Source organism: Corallococcus sp. EGB, assembly GCF_019968905.1.
In the GTDB taxonomy this organism is placed as follows: Bacteria; Myxococcota; Myxococcia; order Myxococcales; family Myxococcaceae; genus Corallococcus.
Window position 1 is genome coordinate 5,737,649 of record NZ_CP079946.1, and the last position, 18,630, is coordinate 5,756,278.

At 72.1% G+C, this 18,630-nt stretch carries 18 protein-coding genes; 4 read left to right on the top strand and 14 right to left on the bottom strand.

The features are described 5' to 3' along the window. Positions 1-38: 38 nt before the first annotated feature. Genes nadB through KYK13_RS23500 form a run of 3 tightly spaced genes read left to right on the top strand, consistent with a single transcriptional unit; the run spans position 39 to position 3,001 of the window. Positions 39-1,625: an L-aspartate oxidase gene (gene nadB / locus KYK13_RS23490; RefSeq protein WP_223633566.1), complete on the top strand. Its 1,587-nt coding sequence runs from the start codon at positions 39-41 to the stop codon at positions 1,623-1,625. Positions 1,626-1,631: 6 nt separating this feature from the next. After that, positions 1,632-2,396, top strand: coding sequence for a rhomboid family intramembrane serine protease (locus KYK13_RS23495; protein ID WP_223633569.1), 765 nt, complete (start codon positions 1,632-1,634; stop codon positions 2,394-2,396). A gap of 2 nt (positions 2,397-2,398) precedes the next feature. After that, a complete protein-coding gene (locus KYK13_RS23500) occupies positions 2,399-3,001 on the top strand; it encodes a TIGR00730 family Rossman fold protein (protein WP_223633572.1) in 603 nt (200 codons plus the stop codon). A 32-nt stretch (positions 3,002-3,033) separates the two neighbouring features. Here KYK13_RS23500 and KYK13_RS23505 read toward each other — a convergent pair whose 3' ends face one another. The 9 genes from KYK13_RS23505 to KYK13_RS23545 form a co-directional block, all read right to left on the bottom strand. Beyond that, complete coding sequence (locus KYK13_RS23505) at positions 3,034-3,663, bottom strand: hypothetical protein (RefSeq protein ID WP_223633575.1); 630 nt, start codon at positions 3,661-3,663, stop codon at positions 3,034-3,036. Next, positions 3,660-4,235: an orotate phosphoribosyltransferase gene (gene pyrE / locus KYK13_RS23510; RefSeq protein WP_223633578.1), complete on the bottom strand. Its 576-nt coding sequence runs from the start codon at positions 4,233-4,235 to the stop codon at positions 3,660-3,662. The genes KYK13_RS23505 and pyrE overlap by 4 nt, the downstream gene beginning before the upstream one ends. 3 nt (positions 4,236-4,238) lie before the next feature. Continuing rightward, entirely contained in the window at positions 4,239-5,492 is a 1,254-nt protein-coding gene (locus KYK13_RS23515) for a ParB/RepB/Spo0J family partition protein (protein WP_223633580.1), read from the bottom strand. Between the two features lie 97 nt (positions 5,493-5,589). Further along, positions 5,590-6,306 (bottom strand): polymer-forming cytoskeletal protein, encoded by a 717-nt coding sequence (locus tag KYK13_RS23520; protein WP_223633582.1) that lies wholly within the window; start codon positions 6,304-6,306, stop codon positions 5,590-5,592. 3 nt (positions 6,307-6,309) lie between these two features. Beyond that, positions 6,310-6,633, bottom strand: a complete 324-nt coding sequence (locus KYK13_RS23525) for a polymer-forming cytoskeletal protein (RefSeq protein WP_120565586.1) — start codon at positions 6,631-6,633, stop codon at positions 6,310-6,312. 63 nt (positions 6,634-6,696) lie between these two features. Then, complete coding sequence (gene bacN, locus KYK13_RS23530; RefSeq protein WP_014397642.1) at positions 6,697-7,038, bottom strand: bactofilin BacN; 342 nt, start codon at positions 7,036-7,038, stop codon at positions 6,697-6,699. Between the two features lie 53 nt (positions 7,039-7,091). Then, complete coding sequence (locus KYK13_RS23535; protein WP_223633584.1) at positions 7,092-7,928, bottom strand: alpha/beta hydrolase; 837 nt, start codon at positions 7,926-7,928, stop codon at positions 7,092-7,094. A 12-nt stretch (positions 7,929-7,940) separates the two neighbouring features. Further along, positions 7,941-9,821: a tetratricopeptide repeat protein gene (locus KYK13_RS23540; protein WP_223633587.1), complete on the bottom strand. Its 1,881-nt coding sequence runs from the start codon at positions 9,819-9,821 to the stop codon at positions 7,941-7,943. A 6-nt stretch (positions 9,822-9,827) separates the two neighbouring features. Beyond that, a complete protein-coding gene (locus tag KYK13_RS23545; RefSeq protein WP_223646721.1) occupies positions 9,828-12,326 on the bottom strand; it encodes an ATP-binding protein in 2,499 nt (832 codons plus the stop codon). 460 nt (positions 12,327-12,786) lie between these two features. Between KYK13_RS23545 and KYK13_RS23550 the strand changes: the two genes are divergently transcribed. Next, the gene (locus KYK13_RS23550) at positions 12,787-14,349 is read left to right on the top strand and encodes a hypothetical protein (protein WP_223633590.1); all 1,563 of its coding nucleotides are present in this window, start codon (positions 12,787-12,789) and stop codon (positions 14,347-14,349) included. Between the two features lie 10 nt (positions 14,350-14,359). Here KYK13_RS23550 and KYK13_RS23555 read toward each other — a convergent pair whose 3' ends face one another. From KYK13_RS23555 to xseB, 5 genes are read right to left on the bottom strand one after another with little or no spacing between them, the layout of a single operon-like run. Continuing rightward, entirely contained in the window at positions 14,360-15,100 is a 741-nt protein-coding gene (locus KYK13_RS23555) for a TlyA family RNA methyltransferase (RefSeq protein WP_223633593.1), read from the bottom strand. After that, positions 15,097-16,941 carry a 1-deoxy-D-xylulose-5-phosphate synthase gene (locus KYK13_RS23560; protein WP_223633596.1) on the bottom strand — a complete coding sequence of 615 codons (1,845 nt, stop codon included), beginning with the start codon at positions 16,939-16,941 and terminating at the stop codon, positions 15,097-15,099. Before KYK13_RS23560 ends, KYK13_RS23555 begins: the two co-directional genes overlap by 4 nt. Next, on the bottom strand, positions 16,941-17,834 hold the full coding sequence (locus KYK13_RS23565; RefSeq protein ID WP_223633598.1) for a polyprenyl synthetase family protein: 894 nt from the start codon (positions 17,832-17,834) through the stop codon (positions 16,941-16,943). The genes KYK13_RS23560 and KYK13_RS23565 overlap by 1 nt, the downstream gene beginning before the upstream one ends. Positions 17,835-17,839: 5 nt before the next feature. Then, entirely contained in the window at positions 17,840-18,229 is a 390-nt protein-coding gene (locus KYK13_RS23570) for a PleD family two-component system response regulator (protein WP_014397650.1), read from the bottom strand. Positions 18,230-18,256: 27 nt separating this feature from the next. Next, on the bottom strand, positions 18,257-18,595 hold the full coding sequence (gene xseB, locus KYK13_RS23575; protein WP_223633601.1) for an exodeoxyribonuclease VII small subunit: 339 nt from the start codon (positions 18,593-18,595) through the stop codon (positions 18,257-18,259). Positions 18,596-18,630: the final 35 nt, after the last annotated feature.

Here is an 18,630-nt window from a genome sequence, read left to right on the forward strand (position 1 = left end):
CTTGTTTCCGGCACTTACCGCCATTAAGGCTGTCGGCCATGCCTCATCGGTTTGATTTCCTGGTCATGGGCGGCGGCGTGGCAGGCCTGTCGTTCGCCCTGCAGGCGGCCCAGCACGGCACGGTCGCCGTGCTCACCAAGCGCGAGCGTGGAGAAGGCAACACCGCCTACGCGCAAGGGGGCATCGCCGGCGTGCTGTCCCCCACGGACACGTTCGACGCGCACATCCAGGACACCCTCGTGGCGGGCGCGGGCCTGTGCCACCGCGACGCGGTGGAGGTGACGGTGCGGGAGGGGCCCGCGCGCCTCAAGGAGCTGGTGGCGCTGGGCGCGGCGTTCGATCAGCGCGGCGGCGAGTTCGACCTCACGCGCGAGGGCGGCCACTCGGCCCGGCGCATCATCCACGCAGGCGACATCACCGGCCGGGAGGTGCAGCGCGCGCTTTTGGCCGCGTGCGACGAGCAGCCCAACATCACCTTCTTCCAGAACGCGGCCGCCATCGACCTCATCCTGGACCGGCGTCCGCACGCCGCGTCCGCCAGCCGGTGCCTGGGCGTGTACGCGCTGATGGAGGACGGCTCCATCGAGCGGTTCATCTCCAAGGTGACGGTGCTGGCCACGGGCGGCGCGGGCAAGGTGTACCTCTACACCTCCAATCCGGACGTCGCGACGGGCGACGGCGTGGCCATGGCGTACCGCGCGGGCGCGCGCGTGGCGAACATGGAGTTCTACCAGTTCCACCCCACGTGCCTCTTCCACCCGGAGGCCAAGAGCTTCCTCATCAGCGAGGCGCTGCGCGGCGAGGGAGGCAAGCTGCGGCTCAAGGGCGGCCAGACGTTCATGGACCGCTACCACCCCATGCGCGACCTGGCCCCGCGCGACGTGGTGGCGCGCGCCATCGACGCGGAGCTCAAGCGCACGGGCAACGACTGCGTCTACCTGGACATGACGCACCTGGGCCGCGCGTACCTCACGGAGCGCTTCCCCAACATCTACGCCACCTGCAAGGCCTTCAACATCGACATGGCGGTGCAGCCCATCCCCGTGGTGCCCGCGGCCCACTACCAGTGCGGCGGCGTGGTGACGGACCTGGACGGGCGCACCAACATCCCGGGCCTCTACGCCATTGGCGAGGTGTCCTGCACGGGCCTGCACGGCGCCAACCGGCTCGCGTCCAACTCGCTGCTGGAGGGCCTGGTGTTCGGCCACCGCGCGGTGCGGGTGGCGGCGGAGGAGCTGTCGTCGCTGTCGCTGCCCAAGGAGGATCCGCCGGCCTGGGACTCGGGCAGCGCGGTGGACTCCGACGAGAGCGTGGTCGTCACCCACAACTGGGATGAGATCCGCCGGCTCATGTGGAACTACGTGGGCATCGTCCGCACGGACAAGCGGCTGATGCGCGCGCGGCGGCGGCTGGAGCTGCTGCGCGAGGAGATCCGCGACTACTACTGGCGCTTCAAGGTCACCCGCGACGTCATCGAGCTGCGCAACATCGCGGAGGTGGCGCACCTCATCGTGGACTGCGCGAGCCGCCGCAAGGAGAGCCGCGGCCTGCACTACACCCTGGACTACCCCCACACGGACGAGCACCAGGGCACGCGCGACACCGTCCTCTCACGGGAGCTGTGAGCGACCATGTCCCGTCCGCGCCGCATGCTGGATGACCTCCCCGGCCCCTCCGGGCTGGATGACGCGCGCGGCACCGTGCCGGGCCCTGGGGATGGAGACGGGCCGCCGCCGGGCCCGCCGCGGCCCCGGCCGAAGCAGCCCACGCCCTACGTCAGCTTCACCATCATCGCGGTCGCGGTGGTGATGTTCTTCATCAGCCCGTCGCTGGGCCGGCCGCTCATCGTCGGCGGGCTGAACTATGGAATCGTGGGGCCGCTGGCGCTCTACGGGCCGTGGGTCCAGGCGGGCGAGTACTGGCGCCTGCTGGGCATGGTGTTCGAGCACGGCGGCCCGATGCACCTGCTCTTCAACATGCTCGCCGTGTACTCGCTGGGCGCGTCGCTGGAGCGCGGCATCGGCAGCGGGCGGTTCCTGGCGCTGTCGCTCGTCACGGCGCTGGGCGGCTCCGCTTTCGCGCTCTTCTTCAACTTCAACACCGTGACGGTGGGCGCGTCCGGAATGATCCTGGGCTGGGGCGGCGCGATGCTGCCCATCCTCACCCGGCAGGGCCGCCGGGAGCACATGTTCTGGCTCGTACAGGTGGCGGTCATCAGCCTGCTGCCCGGGGTGAGCTGGTCCGGTCACCTGGGCGGCTTCCTCTTCGGCCTGCCGTGCGGCATGGCGCTGCGCCAGGGCCCGAAGTTCTACTCGCGCGCCATCCCCGTCCTGCTGTTCATCGCCGCGGTGCTGGCCGTGGTCGCCGCCCATCCCGGGCGCCTTGGAGGCCTTTGACGATGGCTGAACCTACCGTGCGCAACGTCTGCGTCTTCTGCGGCTCGCGCTCCGGCACCCGCGCCGGGTACCGCGAGGCCGCCACCCAGATGGGGGCCGCGCTGGCGAAGCGGGGGCTGTCGCTCGTCTACGGCGGCGCGAGCGTGGGGCTGATGGGCGCGGTGGCGGACGCGGTGCTCGCCAACGGCGGCAAGGCCGTGGGCGTGCTGCCCCACTTCATGGACGCGAAGGAGCTGGCCCACCCGCGCCTGACGGAGCTGCACCGGGTGGACTCCATGCACGCGCGCAAGGCGCTGATGGCCGAGCGCGCGGACGCCTTCGTCGCCCTGCCCGGCGGCTTCGGCACGCTGGATGAGCTCTTCGAAATCGTCACCTGGGCGCAGCTGGGCCTGCACCGCAAGCCCATGGGCCTCCTGGACGTGGACGGCTTCTTCCAACCGCTGCTCGCCATGGCCAGCAGGATGGTGGAGGCGGGCTTCGTCCCGGAGACGCAGGGCATGCCCTTCGCGGTGAATGCCTCGCCGGACGCGCTCCTGGACCGCCTGCTCGCGGGGCCCACGATGCCGCTCACGTCGAAGTGGCTGAAGGACGGCCAGCAGACCTGAGCAGGCCCGCGGCCGGCTTCACCCCCGGGGCGTCAGCGCGCGTGGACCTTCATCTCCGCGTTCCCCAGGGACGAGGCGACGCGGAGCATCACCTCGTCGGTGCCCTCGGGGATGACGGGCTGGCCGTTGGTGAATGTCTTCGGGAAGCGCACGCGGTAGCCCACCCAGAAGAGGCTGGCGTACGGGTAGTAGGCGCGCACGTTGAGGTCCGCTCGGCCCAGGCGGCGGATCTCCAGCGGGGTGACCTCGCCCGCGGGCGTCACCAGCGCGATGCGCCAGATGCTGTTGCGGTGGGCGAAGTCGTCGTAGCGGTAGTCGTTGACGTGCACCGCGAGGAAGAACTCGTTGAACTTCGCCGCGTCGGCCTGTTCCTCCGCCAGCAGCTGCTCCACCTTCGCGGCGGGCAGCGTCTGGAAGATGGCGCGACGGTGGATGCGGGCGTCGCGGAAGGCGGGCGTCTGAAACGTGGCCCCCGCGAAGATGCGCGTATCGAAGCCGTCGTAGATCTCCTTGCGGTCCGAGTAGCGGTCCAGCACCGAGCGGTACGCGGCCTCCTGCTTCGGATCATCCAGTGTGGGCGCGGGCTCCCCGACGATGGGGGGCGTGGTGCGGCAGCCGCCCAGCACGCCCAGCAGCACCGCGGCCACCAGCAGCCTTCTCACGGGATGAAGTCCTTGCGCGTGAACAGCGTGGTGAGGCGGTGGCCGGCGGCCTCCACGGCCTCGCGTCCGCCCTCCAGCCGGTCCACCAGCGCGAAGGCGCCCAGCACCGTCAGGCCCTCCAGCTTCGCGCGCTCGATGGCCTTGAGCGTGGACGCGCCCGTCGTGACGACGTCCTCCACGATGGCCACCGGTGCGCCCGGGCCCAGCGCGGACAGGCCCTCAATCCACTGGCCGGTGCCGTGGCCCTTGGGCTCCTTGCGCACGATGAACGCGTGCAGGGACTTCTCGCCGCCCCCTTCCAGGAAGCTGGTGAGGCTCACCGCGGACGCGAGCGGATCCGCGCCCAGCGTCAGGCCACCCGCGGCCACCGCGGAAGGAGCGTCGCGCCGGATGGCCTCCAGGAGCAGCCGGCCGATGAGGTAGTGCCCCTCGGCGAGCAGCGCCGTGCGCTTGCAGTCGATGTAGAAGTCCGACTCCTTGCCGGAGGAGAGCACCACGCGCCGGCGCTCGAAGGAGCGCTGGGTGAGCACCTCCAGCAGCCGGGCGCGGTCCCGTTCGAGCGTTTCCGCCATGGCCTACAGACCCTCCAGATACACCACCAGCTGCGCCGAGTACCTCAGCTGCATCAACAGCTCCGCCCTGCGCGACTCATCCAGCGCGGCGAACACGTCCGCGAGCAGCGAGAGGTCCTGGTTGAGGGCGCCGATGCGCTGCACGACGTCCGCCGCCAGCTCGTCCGCGTCGACCTCCTCCTCGACCCCTTCCGGCGCCAGCGTCTCCTCGGTGGCGAGCGCCTTCTCCAGCATGTCGCGCACCGGCGCCGTCAGCCGCCCTTCGGACTCCAGCGACTCGCGCTTCGCCGCCAGCACGTCGTGCTCCACCGGCGAGGCGTGGATGGCCTCCGCGAGGGACAGGAGGAGCGCGTCCTCGTCGGACAGCTCCTCGTGCACACGCACCTGGACCTGGTCGCGCTTGAGGAAGCGCAGCGCCGCCACGCGACGGAAGCCGCAGATGAGCTGGTAGCGCTCCTCGCCGCGCGGGCGCACGTCCACCGGGAACAGCTGGCCCAGTCGCGCCAGGTCCGTGGCCAGCTCGGACACGTCGCCCTCGTCCCGCAGGCGGAAGGTGGTGTCCTCGTCCAGTCGCTCCAGCGGCAGCACCATCGCCGTCACCTGTCCCATCACGCGCGGCACGATGGCCTCCGCGTGGGTCTCCCCTTCCGGGGTCGCCGATCCTTCGTTGGAGCCCTGCCCCGCCACCGTCTCCGCGCCGGAGCCCGCGTCCTCCTGGCTCGCGCGGCTCGCCACGTCCCAGATGCCGGCGCTCAGGAGCGCGGCGTCCGCGCCCGACACCGGGCCCGAGTGCGGCTCCGCCAGCACGTCCTTCGCCTCGCCGCCTCCGTCGCTGCCCGTGGCGGAGGTGTCCTGGACGCCCTCTCCCGAGGACAGCTCCACGTAGCGGCCGGGGCCTGAAGCGGCGTCCGGACCGGGCCCTTCGCCCTGCCCGGCCGCGCCAGAACCTTCTGCTCCACCCTGGAGAGCCTCGCCCGCACCGTGGACGGCCGCTTCGCCCGGCGTCGCGGGAGGCTCTTCCCCGGAACGGCTCGGGGACGCATCGCCCTCCGTGCGCGCTTCGGGCGCAGCGGTGGCCTCGGCCCCGCTCGCGGCGCCCTGACTGGCCTCGCCGGGCAGGTCCGTCCGAGCCCCACCGTGAGCGGCGCCTTCCGGCGTGACGTCTCCAACCGCGCCCTCGCCGTGCTTCGGCGCGGACGCATCCGCCACGCCCTCCTGCGGGGGCGGCGTTGCATTCTCACCCGGTGTGCCCGGCATCCCTTCCTGTCCCTCGGCCCTATGCTCGGCGTCCATGGTGGCACCCCCGGTGGTTCCACCCCCGCGCCGCCGGAAACGACGGCGCGGCAGGCGGCATCTAGCGGGACTTCTTCACCACGACCTTCTTCTTCGCGCCAGCGCCCATCACGCGGGGAACAGGCGCGCCCGTACTGCTCGCCTGCTCAGTGGACGCCGGACGCGGAGGCTCCGGAGCCCGGGGCGCGGTCGCCGAGGGCGGCGGCGGGGGCGGCAGCGGCTTGGCGGACGGACGCGCCACGACGGTGGCCGGCGCCGTCGTCGCGGGCGGAGTGCGCGCGGGCGGCGGGGGCGGCGTCGGGGCGGTGCGCGGCGCGGCGGCCGGCGGCGTCGGAGGACGCGGCGGGGTGGCGCCCGGACGCACCGTGGGGCGCGTCACCGCCTGGGGACGTGCCACGGCGGGGCGCTCGGACGGCAGGCGGCCCGGTTCCACGTCGCCCATGTCCACGCGGCCGCGGAAGCTGGCGCCGTCCACGATGATGACGCGGGGGGCGCGGATGTCGCCCACCATGCGGCCTTCGCGGGTGAGCTCCACGCTCTCGGTGGCGTTGATGTTGCCCACCACCACGCCGCTGACGATGGCGTTCTTCACCGCCACGTTGGCCTTCACCACGCCGGACGGCTCCACGATGAGGGTGCGGCTGAGGGTGAGCTCACCCTCGACGCGCCCGCGGACCGTGAGGTCCTCGTCACCCGTGAGCCGACCGCTGATGAGGATGGAGGGCCCCACCACGGTGTTGTCGACGGCGTTGCCTGCAAGCTCCTTCGCGGTCGCCACGGATCAGCGCTCCTTCATGTCCATGTCGACGTTGCCCTTGAAGGAGGCACCGTCGGCGATGAGGATGCGCGGGGCCTTGATGTCGCCCACCACGCGGCAGTCCGTCTTGAGCTCCACCTTGTCGCTGGCGGCGATGTTGCCCGTCACGCGGCCGGCGATCTCCACGTTCTGCGTCTCGATGTCCGCCTCGACGACGCCCGAGCCCTCCACGTAGAGGCTCTCCTTGAGGGAGATCTTCCCCTTCACGGTGCCCTGGATGACCAGGTCCTCGTCACCGGAAATCTCCCCGTCGATGACGATGCTCGAGCCAATGATCGTATTCGCCATGAGTGTTGTCCGCCTTCTCGAAGCTGTGCGCCTGGGGGGCCGTGGGTCGGTCCCCGGTGGATGCTAGATGTCGTCCGGCAACTTCACGTCCATCTCGATGGAGCCGTTGAACACGGCGCCGTCCTCGATGATGACCCGCGGGGCCTTGATGTCGCCCGCCACCTTCGCCGAGGCATTGATGGCCACGCGCGTGGAGGCGTCGATGTTGCCGCTCGCCTCGCCGTTGATGGTCAGTTCCTCGGCGCGGATGTCCGCCTGCACCTTGCCGGTGCCCTCGATGGTGAGGTGGTTCTTCAGGGCGATCTGCCCCTCCACGCGCCCCTCGATGACCAGGTCCCCTCCGCCCGTGAGGTTGCCCCTGATGACGATGCCCTTGCCAATGATGCCCGTTTCACCCTGTGCCATGAGGTGATCCTCGCCAGCGCCTGCTCCGTCGGGAGCGGGGCGACCTGATTATGTCAGAGATGCGCGGAGATCCAGCCGGAGATGTCCTGGAACACCGTCGCGCGGTCCCGCTCGTTGAGCGGCTCGTGCCGCATGCCGGGGTACTCCTTGAACTTCTTGTCCGCCGTCCCCGCCGCCTCGAAGAAGGCCCGGGCCGCGGCCGGCAGCGCCACCCCGTCCTCCTGGCCGCACAAGACGAACAGCGGCACTTGAATCTTCGGCGCCAGGGAGAGCGTCTGCGCCTGGGCGGCCGTGGACTCCACGAACCAGCGGGGCGTGGCGAAGGGCACGTACAACGGGTCCGCCCCGACCGCCTTCTGGATGTCCGGGTCGGTGCTGAGCATCTCCGGGGCCAGTCCGGAGGGGACCTTCATCCAGGGCACCACGGAGCCCACCATGCGCGCGGCGAGCACCTTCGCGGCCGGCGGGGTGATGGCCAGCTTGAGGTAGGGCGCGGAGAGGATGGCGCCGGAGAGACCCTCCAGCCGCCCGGCCAGGGCGTGCGCGGCCATCAGGCCGCCGTGGCTGTGGGCGAGCAGGAAGATCTTCTCCGTGCCCGCGGCCTTGCGCACGCGCTGCCAGAAGGCGTCCAGGTCGTCGAGGAACTCGGTCCACTTGCGGGCATAGGCGCGCCGTCCGTCCGCGCGGCCGTGGCCGCGGTAGTCGAAGCCGTGCACCGCGAAGCCGTCCTGCACCAGCGCGTCGATGACGGGCCGGTAGCGGCCGATGTGGTCGCCGTAGCCGTGGACGATGGCGACGTGCGCGCGGGGGGCTGAGTCCGGCAGGTCCAACGTCCAGAACAGCCGGGTGTTGTCCTTGCCGCTGAAGAAGCCTTCGTCGTGGCGGGCCATGAGGCCTGGACCTTAGCGGCCCGGCGCGGTCGAGGGTAGCGCCTTCAACTTGCGCTCCAGGGAGGTGTGCTGGTCCGCGGGCTCGGCGGCCTCCGGCTCCAGGGTCAGCACCTCGAGTGCGCGTCTCCAGACCCGGGCGGCCTCCGGGGCGCGGCCGGCCTTGAGGTAGGCGTCCCCCAGGTGCTCCAGGATGGGGGGCTCGTCCGGGGACAGGTCCACCGCGCGCTCCAGGACCTCCACGGCCTTCTTCGCGTCGCCGCGCTGGTAGTGCACCCACCCCAGCGAGTCCACGTAGGCCGCGCTGTCGGGCCGGAGCGCCAGCGCGCGGCGCACCAGCCGCTCCGCCTCGTCCAGGTCCCGGCCCCGCTGCGCCATCACGTAACCCATGAAGTTCATCGCCGCGGCGTGGTCCGGCTTCAGCACGAGCACCGCCCGCATGCGCGAGAGCGCCCCGGCCACGTCGCCCTGGCGCTCCAGGAGGACTCCCAGGGCGAACTGCAGGTCCTGGTTCCTCGGCGCCCCGGCGACGGCGTCCCGCAGCAGCGCGAGCGCGTCCTGCGGCCGGCCCTGGCGCTCCAGCAGGGAGCCCAGCGCGTCGTACGCCAGCACCCCACCCTCCCCCGTCAACGCCTGGCGAAGCATCGCTTCGGCCTTCGCCGCGTCCCCGCTCCGCTCCAGCGCCCGGGCATAGGCGACGCGCACCTCCACGTCGTCGGGCGCCTCCGCCATGGCGGCGCCGTAGAGCGCCAGCGCGCGCGGATGGTCTCCGGCCAGCGACAGGCAGCGGGCCTGGCGGAGGCGTGCGTCCTGGAACACCTCCGAGTCCGAGGGCACGCCCGCGAAGTCCCGGGCGGCGACGGAGAACTGGCGCGTGCGCTCCGCGACGAGGCCCGCGTAGTACGCCAGCCGGGGCTCGTCCGGCGCGTCCTTGCGCGCGGCGTCCAGCACCTGCTTCGCGGCGTCGGGCGCGCCGGAGGCCAGGTAGCTGAAGGCCACCCGCACGGCCAGCTCCGGCGACGCGGAGAGCGACAGCAGCCGGTCGAAGTACGCCCGCGCCCGCGTCACCGACCCGCCCTTCAGCGCGGCGCGACCCGCGGACAGCAGCACCTCGCGGCTGTCCGGATCCGCCTCCAGCGCGCGGGCCAGCGCGTCCTCCGCGTCCTTGGGGCGGCCGGAGTCCTCGTAGAGCCGGGCCAGCGTGGACCACACCTCCACGTCGCCCGGGTCGCGCTCGGTGGCCTTCACCAGCAGGCGCTCGGCGCGGGCCGCGTCGCCGCGCTCGGCGAGGACCAGCCCCAGCCGCCGGTAGCCGGACGCCTCCCCCGGCACCGCGTGGGCCAGCGCCTCCACGACCTTCACCGCCTCGTTGGGGTCCTTCGCGTCCAGGTACAGCTGGGACAGGACGAGGTACGCCTCCGGCTCGCGGGGGCGCAGGGCCACCGCGCGGCGCAGGTGCTGCTTCGCGCGCGCCGTGCGGCCGGACTCCAGGAGCACGCGTCCCAGGAGCACGTGGGCGGCGTAGTGCGTGGGGGCCCGCTCCACGGCCCGGCGCAGCTCGCGCTCGGCGCGCTCCAGGTCGCCCAGGCGCGCGTACTCCTCGCCCAGCTGGGTGAGGAGGGTCGGGTTGCCGTCGTCGGTGGCGAGCGCCAGCCGCAGCTCGTCCACCGCGCCCCGGTGGTTGCCCTCCTGGTGCATCAGCCGCGCCTGGAGGTAGTGCGCGTAGCTGGCGGACGACGCGGACGGCTCGTCGTCGCGGTCGCTGGAGTCCATGGCCTCGCGCATCGCCTCACGGTCGACGCGCGGGGCCTTCCTCGCGGGCGCGGCCCCCGCGCCTCCGGCGGCCAGCGCCAGGCACAACACGGCGGCACGGCTGAGGAGCGGGAGCGGACGCACGGGAGGCTAGTGGACCTCCGGAGGGGGCGCGCCCAGCTTCTCCAGCAGCTTCTCCACCGGATCGCTGTCCTGGCTGACGTCCGCCATGGCGGCCCGATACTCGATGGACGTCACCTTCTCCACGTCCGGCATCAGGCGGTTGATGACCGTGCGCGCCGCGTCCGCGTTGCACTCGGGCAGCACCACCGCGAAGACGCCCAGCCCCAGGTGGGCGATGGAGTCCGGGTGGCGCACGCGCTTGCGCATCACCTCCGCCATGTTGGGCGGCATGGCGTCCAGCTCGCGGTCCGGACGGAGCACCGCCAGCGTGAGGGCGCGGTGGTAGCGCCGGCTGCGGGCCACCTCCTGCTCCAGGCGCAGGAGCAGGCCGCGGCGGTCGAGCAGGCCCGTCACCGGGTCGCTGCCGGTGCGCCGCTGGAGCGAGTTCGTCTTGTCCTGCTGGTCCTTCTCCCCCTGGCGCAGCTTGAGCGCGCGCTCGGTGCGGTTGAGCAGCTCCACCGCGTTGAAGGGCTTGGCCATGTAGTCCACCGCGCCCAGGTTGAGCGCGCGGACCTTGTCGGCCACGCCCTGGTGGGCGGACAGGAGGATGACGGGGATGTGCGCCGTGTCCGACGAGGACTTGAGCGCCATGGCCGCGTCCAGGCCGTCCAGCTTGGGCAGGAACACGTCCATCACCACCAGGTCCGGCCGGGACGCGCGCGCCTTCGCCAGGCCCTCCGCGCCGTCGCGCGCCACCTCCACGCGGTACTTCGAGCGCAGCACCTCCGACAGCACCGCGGCGATCTCCGGCTCGTCCTCCACCACCAGCACGCGCGGCTGCTCGGGGGCGGCGCCGGGAGCGGGCTGCGGCCGGGGGTTGCGCGCGGCCTCCTGCGCCAGCGGCAGCGTGAAGACGAAGGTGCAGCCGCCATCGGTCGGGCTCTCCGCCCAGATTTCACCGCCGTGCAGCTCCACGAACTCCTTGCAGATGGCCAGCCCCAGCCCCGTGCCCTTGGGCCCGTGGCGGTAGCGGTCGAAGACGAGGTGCAGCTCGTCCGGGGGGATGCCCACGCCGTTGTCGCTCACCATCACCCGCACCGCGTCGCCGTCCGGCCGCGACAGCCGCTGCGTGCGCACCACCACCACGCCCGGGTCCCTGGCGTGCTGGATGGCGTTGCTGATGAGGTTCTGCAGCACCTCGTGCAGCTTCACCTCGTCGCCAATGAGCATCAGGCTGTCGGGGCACTCGGAGCGCAGCGACACGGCCTTCTCCGCCGCGAGGATTTCGAGCTCCGCCACGGCGTCGCGGCACAGCTGCGCCACGTCCAGCACGCGCGGCTCGATGGACAGGCGCGCCGCCTCGCCCTTGCCCTTCTCCAGCAGGGACTCGACCAGGGTGAGGATCTTCCGGCCCTGGCGGATCATCGCCTCCGCGGACTGCTTCTGCTGCGCCTCCAGCGGCCCCTCCAGCAGGAGCCGGCCGTGCCCCAGGAGCACCTGGAGCGGCGCGCGCAGGTCGTGGCTGCACACCGCGATGATCTCGTCCTTGAGGCGGTTGAGCTCCTTCAGGCGGCGGTTCGCGTCGTTGAGCTCGCGGTAGCGCTCCACGTACGCCAGCTCCAGGTCCTCGCGCTTCTTCTTCACCGCCGTGTGCAGGCGCGCGTTGCGGATGGAGTTGGCGAGCACGCCCGCCACGGCTTCCGCGAACTCCTGCTCGTCGCGCCCGATGGACGCCTCGCCCTTGGACACGCGCAGGAAGAGCGCGCCCAACAGGTCGTCCTGGCAGATGAGCGGCTGCACCAGGATGGACTTCACGCCTTCCGGCAACAGCGAGGTGCGCACCTCCGCCATCAGCGGGTCGCGCTGCGCCTCTTCAATCAGCACGGGCTGCCGCGTCTCCAGCGCGCGGCGCAGCTCCGGATAGCGCGCCACCTCGATGTCCAGCTGGACGAGGCTGGGGTCCTCCTGCGTCGCGACGACCGTGGCCGTGCGCGCGTGGCTGCCCTCCACCAGCACCACGGAGCAGCGGTCCGTGCCCGTCACCTGGCCGACCTTCTCCACCGCGATGCGGAGGATCTCCTCCAGCTCCAGGGAGCTGGTGGCCGCCTGGGTGATTTCGAGCAGCATCCCCATGCGCATGCGGATGCGCTCCTCGCGCTCCTTCAGGCGCCAGGCGCGCAGGGCGGACTCCAGCCGGGGCACCAGTTCGTCCGCGCCGCGCACGAAGTCGTCCACCGCCAGCCGCTTGAAGGCCTCCGCCGAGCGCGCGCGGCCCTGATCCACCAGCACCGGCAGGCGCTGGAGCTTGTCCGTCTTGCGCACCGTCTCCAGCAGCTCCGCGGCCCGCTTGGCCGTCACGGCCAGGAGCACCACCTCCGGCTGGAGCTGATCCACCATCTCCGCCAACCCGGTCTCCCGCTCCGTGGAGGCGCACTGGTAGCCACTCGCCGTGAGCCGCTCCACCAACGCGTCACCCGCGGCCTTCGCCGCGAGCACCAGCACCCGCCCCCGCTGCTCCGACGACAACATCTCGATCCTCACGGCGCGCCTCCGCCCCGCCCAGACAGGGAACGACGCCGCGGAAACCCGTTGGGTGCGAAAGGGGTCATGGTCGATTCCGGATCATGCCGTCTAACCCGTCCGCGGGCCAGCGGATGAACGGGACTCTCCTCAAGCGAGAGGGGTGGGAAAAGGCGTGCGACGTATACCCCGGCCCGGCTTCCTTCCTCCGGAATCCCGCGCGCACATGACGGTCCGATGACCGGAAACCGCCCGCCCCAGCCCTTGAAGGGATGGAACGCCGCGAAAACAGCGGCGCTGTTACTTTCTTCCCCCACCACTCCCACCGGTCGGCCGGTGGCTGGGCGGGCGGGCAGGAGTCGCGGGGAGGTTTCCGGGGCCTTCGCGATCAGGATTCGGTCCAGGGACAGGCCCGGGGGCCGTGGCCCCGCCCGCTTCCCGAGGGAGCGCGGTAGAGTGTGGAACCATGCACTCCGCTCCTTCGCGCCCGTTCGCGCCGCGGGCCTTCCTGGCCACACTGAACTTCTGCGCCTCCATGCTCGCCGCCTGTGGGGGCGAGAAGCCGGCGCCCATCCCGGACCCGCCGACGGTGACGCTCACCGTGCCGCAGCCCAACACGGCGGCCCCCTCGCTGACGGTGCGGATCATCGTGTCCGGGTGTGACGCCGTGTCGCGGGTGGACATCTACGACCGGGACACGTTCCTCAAGTCCGTTGCGTACACCAGCGGGTCCATGGACTTCGAGCTGGAGAAGAACGAAATCAAGTACGACCGCGGGCTCGCCGTGGGGCTGTCGCTCAACGCGCGGGCGACGTGCGCGGACGGCCGGGCGAACGTGTCCCAGCCGCAGGCGGCCACGTTCCTGCCGGTGGCGAAGGTCATCAAGGATCCGGACCCCAACGGCCAGGTGGTGACGGACTTCTTCATCGCCGAGGGCAGCGGCACGAACGTCTCCTTCCTCGGCTGCGGCAACCCCACCACGGGCTCCGGCACGCTCTACCGCGTGGACTCGGCGGGTGTGGTGCGCAACTCGGTGTCGATGGGCATCCCGTGCACCACGGACACGGTCATCACCGCCGTCAACAAGGTCAGCAAGAAGCGGTGGGTCTGGACGCCCGGCATCGGCGCGATCGCCGTGGACGACAACTTCGTCATCACCGGCCGGACGGCGACCACCTACGCGCCGGAGCGCTTCTCCGTCATGGACGACGGGGACGCGCTCGTCATCAATGGCATCAACGTCTCGCGGCTCAATCACACCTCGACGAACGGCGCGTTCCAGTGGACGCACCAGTCGTCGTGGCGGCCCGTCGGGCCGGCCCAGCAGAAGGGGGCGCAGGTGGTGTTCCCCATGGCCCGTGTGCCCAACGAGGCCTCGCCCTCGCTTCTGGAGCTCGTGGTCGTGACGCTGGATGCCAACACCACCGGGGACAAGGTGCCCCTGGTGCAGGAGAAGGCCATCACCCAGTATCAGGGCGACACCAGCTCGCCGCCCCCCATCGCGCTCAGCGCGGACGGCCGGACCATCTTCCTGGCGCTCGCGTTCGCGAACAACCAGTCGCGGGTGCAGGCCTGCTCCGCGGAGGTGGCGGGCTGCGAGGGCAGCGCGCTCAAGTGGATGAGCACCACGTTCCCGGTGCCGACGAACTTCCTGCTGCCCTTCTACGCGGGCACGCGGCTGGCGGTCATCGGCACGCAGCGCGTGTGGTTCCTGGATACGGCGAACGGGCTCGTCACCAACAAGGGCGGCACGTCGGTGGACGCCTCCGGACAGCTTCGCATCCTCCAGGCGCAGCTGGGCCAGCCCACGAGCCCGGAGTTCTACCTGCTCGCCGGTTCGGGCCAGGGCGGCGCCCTGCCGGTGGAGATCGTCGCGGTGGACACCGCGGAGAACGGCGAGCTGTTCCGCTACGAGGTCTCCAGCAGCCTGTCCTGCTCCGTGGATGACAGCGGCCGGCTGTGGATGCGTGTGGGCAACAACCTGGTCCAGGCGCTCACGCTGCCGGAGTACCGCGCCGTCAAGAAGTGACGGACGGCCCTCAGGGCCTGTCGGCGACGAGGAGCGCCTCCACGTTGCCGGCGGGCCCGGGCACGGGCGAGTCCATCACCCCGCGCACGGTGAGGCCGTGCTCGCGCACGAAGGCCGTCACCGTGTCGATGGCGTCCTGGCGCGCCTGTGGGTCGCGCACCACGCCGCCCTTGCCCACCCGCTCCGGGCCCACCTCGAACTGGGGCTTCACCAGGGCGATGAGCAGCCCGCCCGGTGAGAGGAACCGCAGCACCGACGGCAGCACCTGGGTGAGCGAGATGAAGCTCACGTCGATGACGACCACGCCCACCTCCTCCGGCAGGTCCTCGTCCGTCAGGTAGCGCGCGTTGACACGCTCGCGCGAGCGCACGCGTGGGTCGACGCGCAGCTTCTCGTGGAGCTGGCCATAGCCCACGTCGATGGCGTGCACCCGCACCGCGCCGTGCTGGAGCAGGCAGTCCGTGAAGCCGCCGGTGCTGGCGCCGATGTCCGCGCCCACGCGGCCCGTCACATCCAGGCCGAAGCGGTCCATGGCCGCCTTGAGCTTGAGGCCGCCACGCGACACGTAGGGCAGCACCTCGCCCTTGAGGCGCAGCTCCGCGTCCACGGGGACCAGCGAGCCCGGCTTGTCCACGCGCTGATCCGCCACCACCACCTGGCCGGCGAGGATGAGCGCCTGGGCCTTGGTGCGCGACTCGGCGAGCCCGCGCTCCACCACCAGCACATCCAGCCGCTCCTTCTTCGGCTTCACCGGCTCTCCTCTCCGAGCAGCGCCCGGCCCGCGCGCCGCAGGCCCGCCGCGTCCAGTCCCAGCTGCGCGCGCTGCACCCGCGCGTCCCCGTGCGGCAGGAACACGTCCGGCATGCCCAGGAGGGTCACCCGCGGGGAGACACCCGACGCCGCGTACAGCTCCAGCACCGCGCTGCCCAGGCCGCCCCGGATGGTGCCCTCCTCCGCCACCACCACGTGCCCGCCCGCCGCGGCTTCCAAAAGCGCCGCTTCGTCCAGGGGCCACGCCCGGCGCGCGTCCAGCACGCTCCAGTCCGGTTCGGACCGAGCGGCCTCCAGCGCGGACAGGCCCAGCGGCCCGAGCGTCACCAGCGTCAGCCGCGAACCGGGCACGCGCTTCAGCCAGCGGGCACCCATCATGGGGAACGCACCCGGCGTCGCCAGCGAAGCCGCGGAGCCCGTCGCCCCGCGCGCGTCGTCTGCCTCTTGGAGGTGCGAGGACGGGCCCGGCGCCTCACCCAGCCCCCGCGCCAGCTCCGGCGGGACGTCCGGCAGCGTGCCGCGAGGAAAGCGCAGCACGGACGGCCCGGGCGCCTGGAGCGCGGCGGCGAGCATGGGCGCCATGTCGTCGCCCACCACCGGAGCCCACTGCGTGAGGCCCGGCAGCGGCCGGAGGAAGGACACGTCGTAGGCGCCCTGGTGCGTGGCGCCGTCCGCGCCCACCAACCCCGCCCGGTCCACCGCGAAGACGACGGGCAGCCCCGGCAGGCACACGTCATGGACCACCTGGTCGTACGCGCGCTGGAGGAAGGTGGAGTAGATGACACACACCGGCTTCGCCCCCGCCGCGGCCAGCCCGGCGCAGAACGTCACCGCGTGCTGCTCGGCGATGCCCACGTCGTGCACGCGGTCCGGGAAGCGTGCCTTCAGGCCCGTGAGCGCGCTACCCTCCAGCATCGCGGGCGTCACCGCCACCACGCGAGGGTCGCGCTCCAGCGCGTCGCCCAGCACCTGGGCGAAGGCCTCGCTGAACGTCGCCCGCCCCCCGCGAGAGCGCACGAGCTTGCCGTCGCGCCACTCGTAGGGCCCCATCGCGTGGCCGCGCGTCTGCTCGTCGGCCTCGGCGGGCGGGAAGCCGCGCCCCTTCTGCGTCAGCGTGTGCACCACCACCGGACGCGACGACGCCTTCGCCTCGCGCAGCGCGCGCGTGAGGGCGCCCAGGTCGTGCCCGTCCACCGGGCCCAGGTAGGTGAAGCCCAGCGACTCGAAGAAGGCGCGGGCATTGCGCGTGCGCAGGAGCGCGGGGATGGCGCCCACGTTCGCGCTGATGGACATCTGGTTGTCGTTGAGCACCACCACGAGCGGCAGCGGGCTGCCCCCCGCGTTGTTGAGCCCCTCGAAGCTCAGGCCTCCGGTGAGCGCGCCGTCGCCCACCACCGCCACCACGTGCCCTGTGTGGCCCAGCTGCCTGCGGCCCGCGAGCAGCCCCAGCGCCGCGGAGATGGCCGTGCACGCGTGGCCCGCCGCCAGCGCGTCGTGGGGGCTTTCGCGCGGGTCCAGGAACGGCGCGATGCCGCCCGCCTGCCGCAGCGTGTGCATGCGCTCGCGCCGGCCGGTGAGCAGCTTGTGCGCGTACGCCTGGTGCCCCACGTCGAAGAGCAGCGCGTCCTGCGGCGTGTGGAAGACCCGGTGCAGGGCCACCACCAGCTCCACCGCGCCCAGCGACGCCCCCAGGTGGCCGCCTACCCGGCCGCAGGTGGTGATGATGGCCTCGCGCAGCGCCTCGCACAGGCCGGGCAGCGCGTCCTCGGGGAGCGCGCGCACGTCCGCGGGTGAAGCCACACCGGACAGCACGTCCGTCATCAGGACTTCCGCTCCACCGTGTAGCGCGCCAGCGCCGCCAGCGGACCGCCCTCGCCCTCCAGCGGGCGCACCGCCGCCGCCGCGCGGGCCACCAGCTCCGCGGCCATGCGGCGCGACTCGTCCAGCCCCACCACCGCGGGGAACGTGAAGCGCCCGGCCTCCGCGTCCGCGCCCACCGGCTTGCCCATGGCCTCCGCGCTCGACGTCACGTCCAGCACGTCGTCGGCGATTTGGAACGCCAGGCCCACCGCTTCGCCATAGGTCACCGCGCTCGCGAGCGCCGCCGCGTCACCGCCCGCCGCCAGCACGCCCATCCGGCACGCCGCGAGGATGAGCGCGCCCGTCTTCAGCCGGTGCAGCCGCAGGAGGTAGTCCAGCGTCGGGGCCCGGTCGTCCGCGATGTCCAGCACCTGGCCACCCACCATCCCCGCCGCGCCCGACGCGCGCGCCAGCTCCGCGCACAGCGTGCCGCGCACCGGCTCCGGACCGGAGGCGAGCAGCGTGAAGGCCTCCGTGAGCAGCGCGTCCCCGGCCAGCAGCGCCACCGGCTCGCCGTAGACCTTGTGGTTCGTGGGCCGGCCCCGGCGCAGGTCGTCGTTGTCCATGGCGGGCAGGTCGTCGTGCACCAGCGAATACGTGTGCACGTACTCCAGGGCGCACGCCGCATCCAACACCACGGCGTTGTCGGTGCTCGCCTTCGCCACCGCGTCCGCGAACGCCAGGCACAGCACGGGGCGCAGCCGCTTGCCGCCCGCGAGCAGCGAGTAGCGCATGGACTCCGCCAGCCGCGGCGGCGTGCCCGCGGAGCCCCAGCGGTCCGCGCGTTCGAGCAGGAGCGCCTCCACCCGCGACTGATGCATGCGCATGAAGGGTTCCAGGTTGAAGACGGCCATTGGCGTCAGGGCTCCTTCGCCACGTCGGCGGGGATGAGTTCACGGATGCGCTTGACGAGCGCATCCAGCTCCAGCGGCTTCACGAAGTAGTCGGCCGCGCCGACCTCCATGCCGCGCCGCTTGTCCTCCGGGTCTCCCCGCCCGCTGATGAAGATGATGGGGATGTCCCGGAACTGCTTGTTCTGCTTCACGGCCTGGCACAGCTCGAAGCCGTTGATCCAGGACATGTTCACGTCCAGGAGGATGGCATGCGGCCGGTGCAGCTCCAGCGACGCCACGAGCCGCAGGCCATTGGCCGCGGACATGACCTCGAACCCCTCGGCTCCCAGGGCCTCGGCGAGCAGTTCGCGCGTGTCGCGGTCGTCATCGACAATCGTAATCTTCGGCTTCGACATGCCCGGCCTCCGCCCTTCCCCTGGTGACTAGAACGGGACATCGTCCTCCGGCGGCGGACGCGCCGGAGCGGCCGTCCGGGGGGCGGCCTGGGGAGCGGGCCGGGCCGCCACCGCCAGCGGCGCGGCCACGTCCTGGCCGTCCTCGTCCACCAGCAGCTGTTCGATGCGCTGCTCGGCCTCCGTGAGCAGCTTCTCGCCCCGGCGCACGAGGCGGATGCCCTCCTCGAACGCCTTGAGCGACTCCTCCAGCGACAGGTCGCCGCTTTCCAGCCGCGCCACCGTCTCTTCCAGGCGCGACACCACGTCCCCGTACTGCTCCGGAGCGGGCTCCACCTTGGGGTTCTTGTCCGACTTCGCCACGGCCATCCACCTCCCCGAGCGGGGCGCGGAATGTAGAGGGT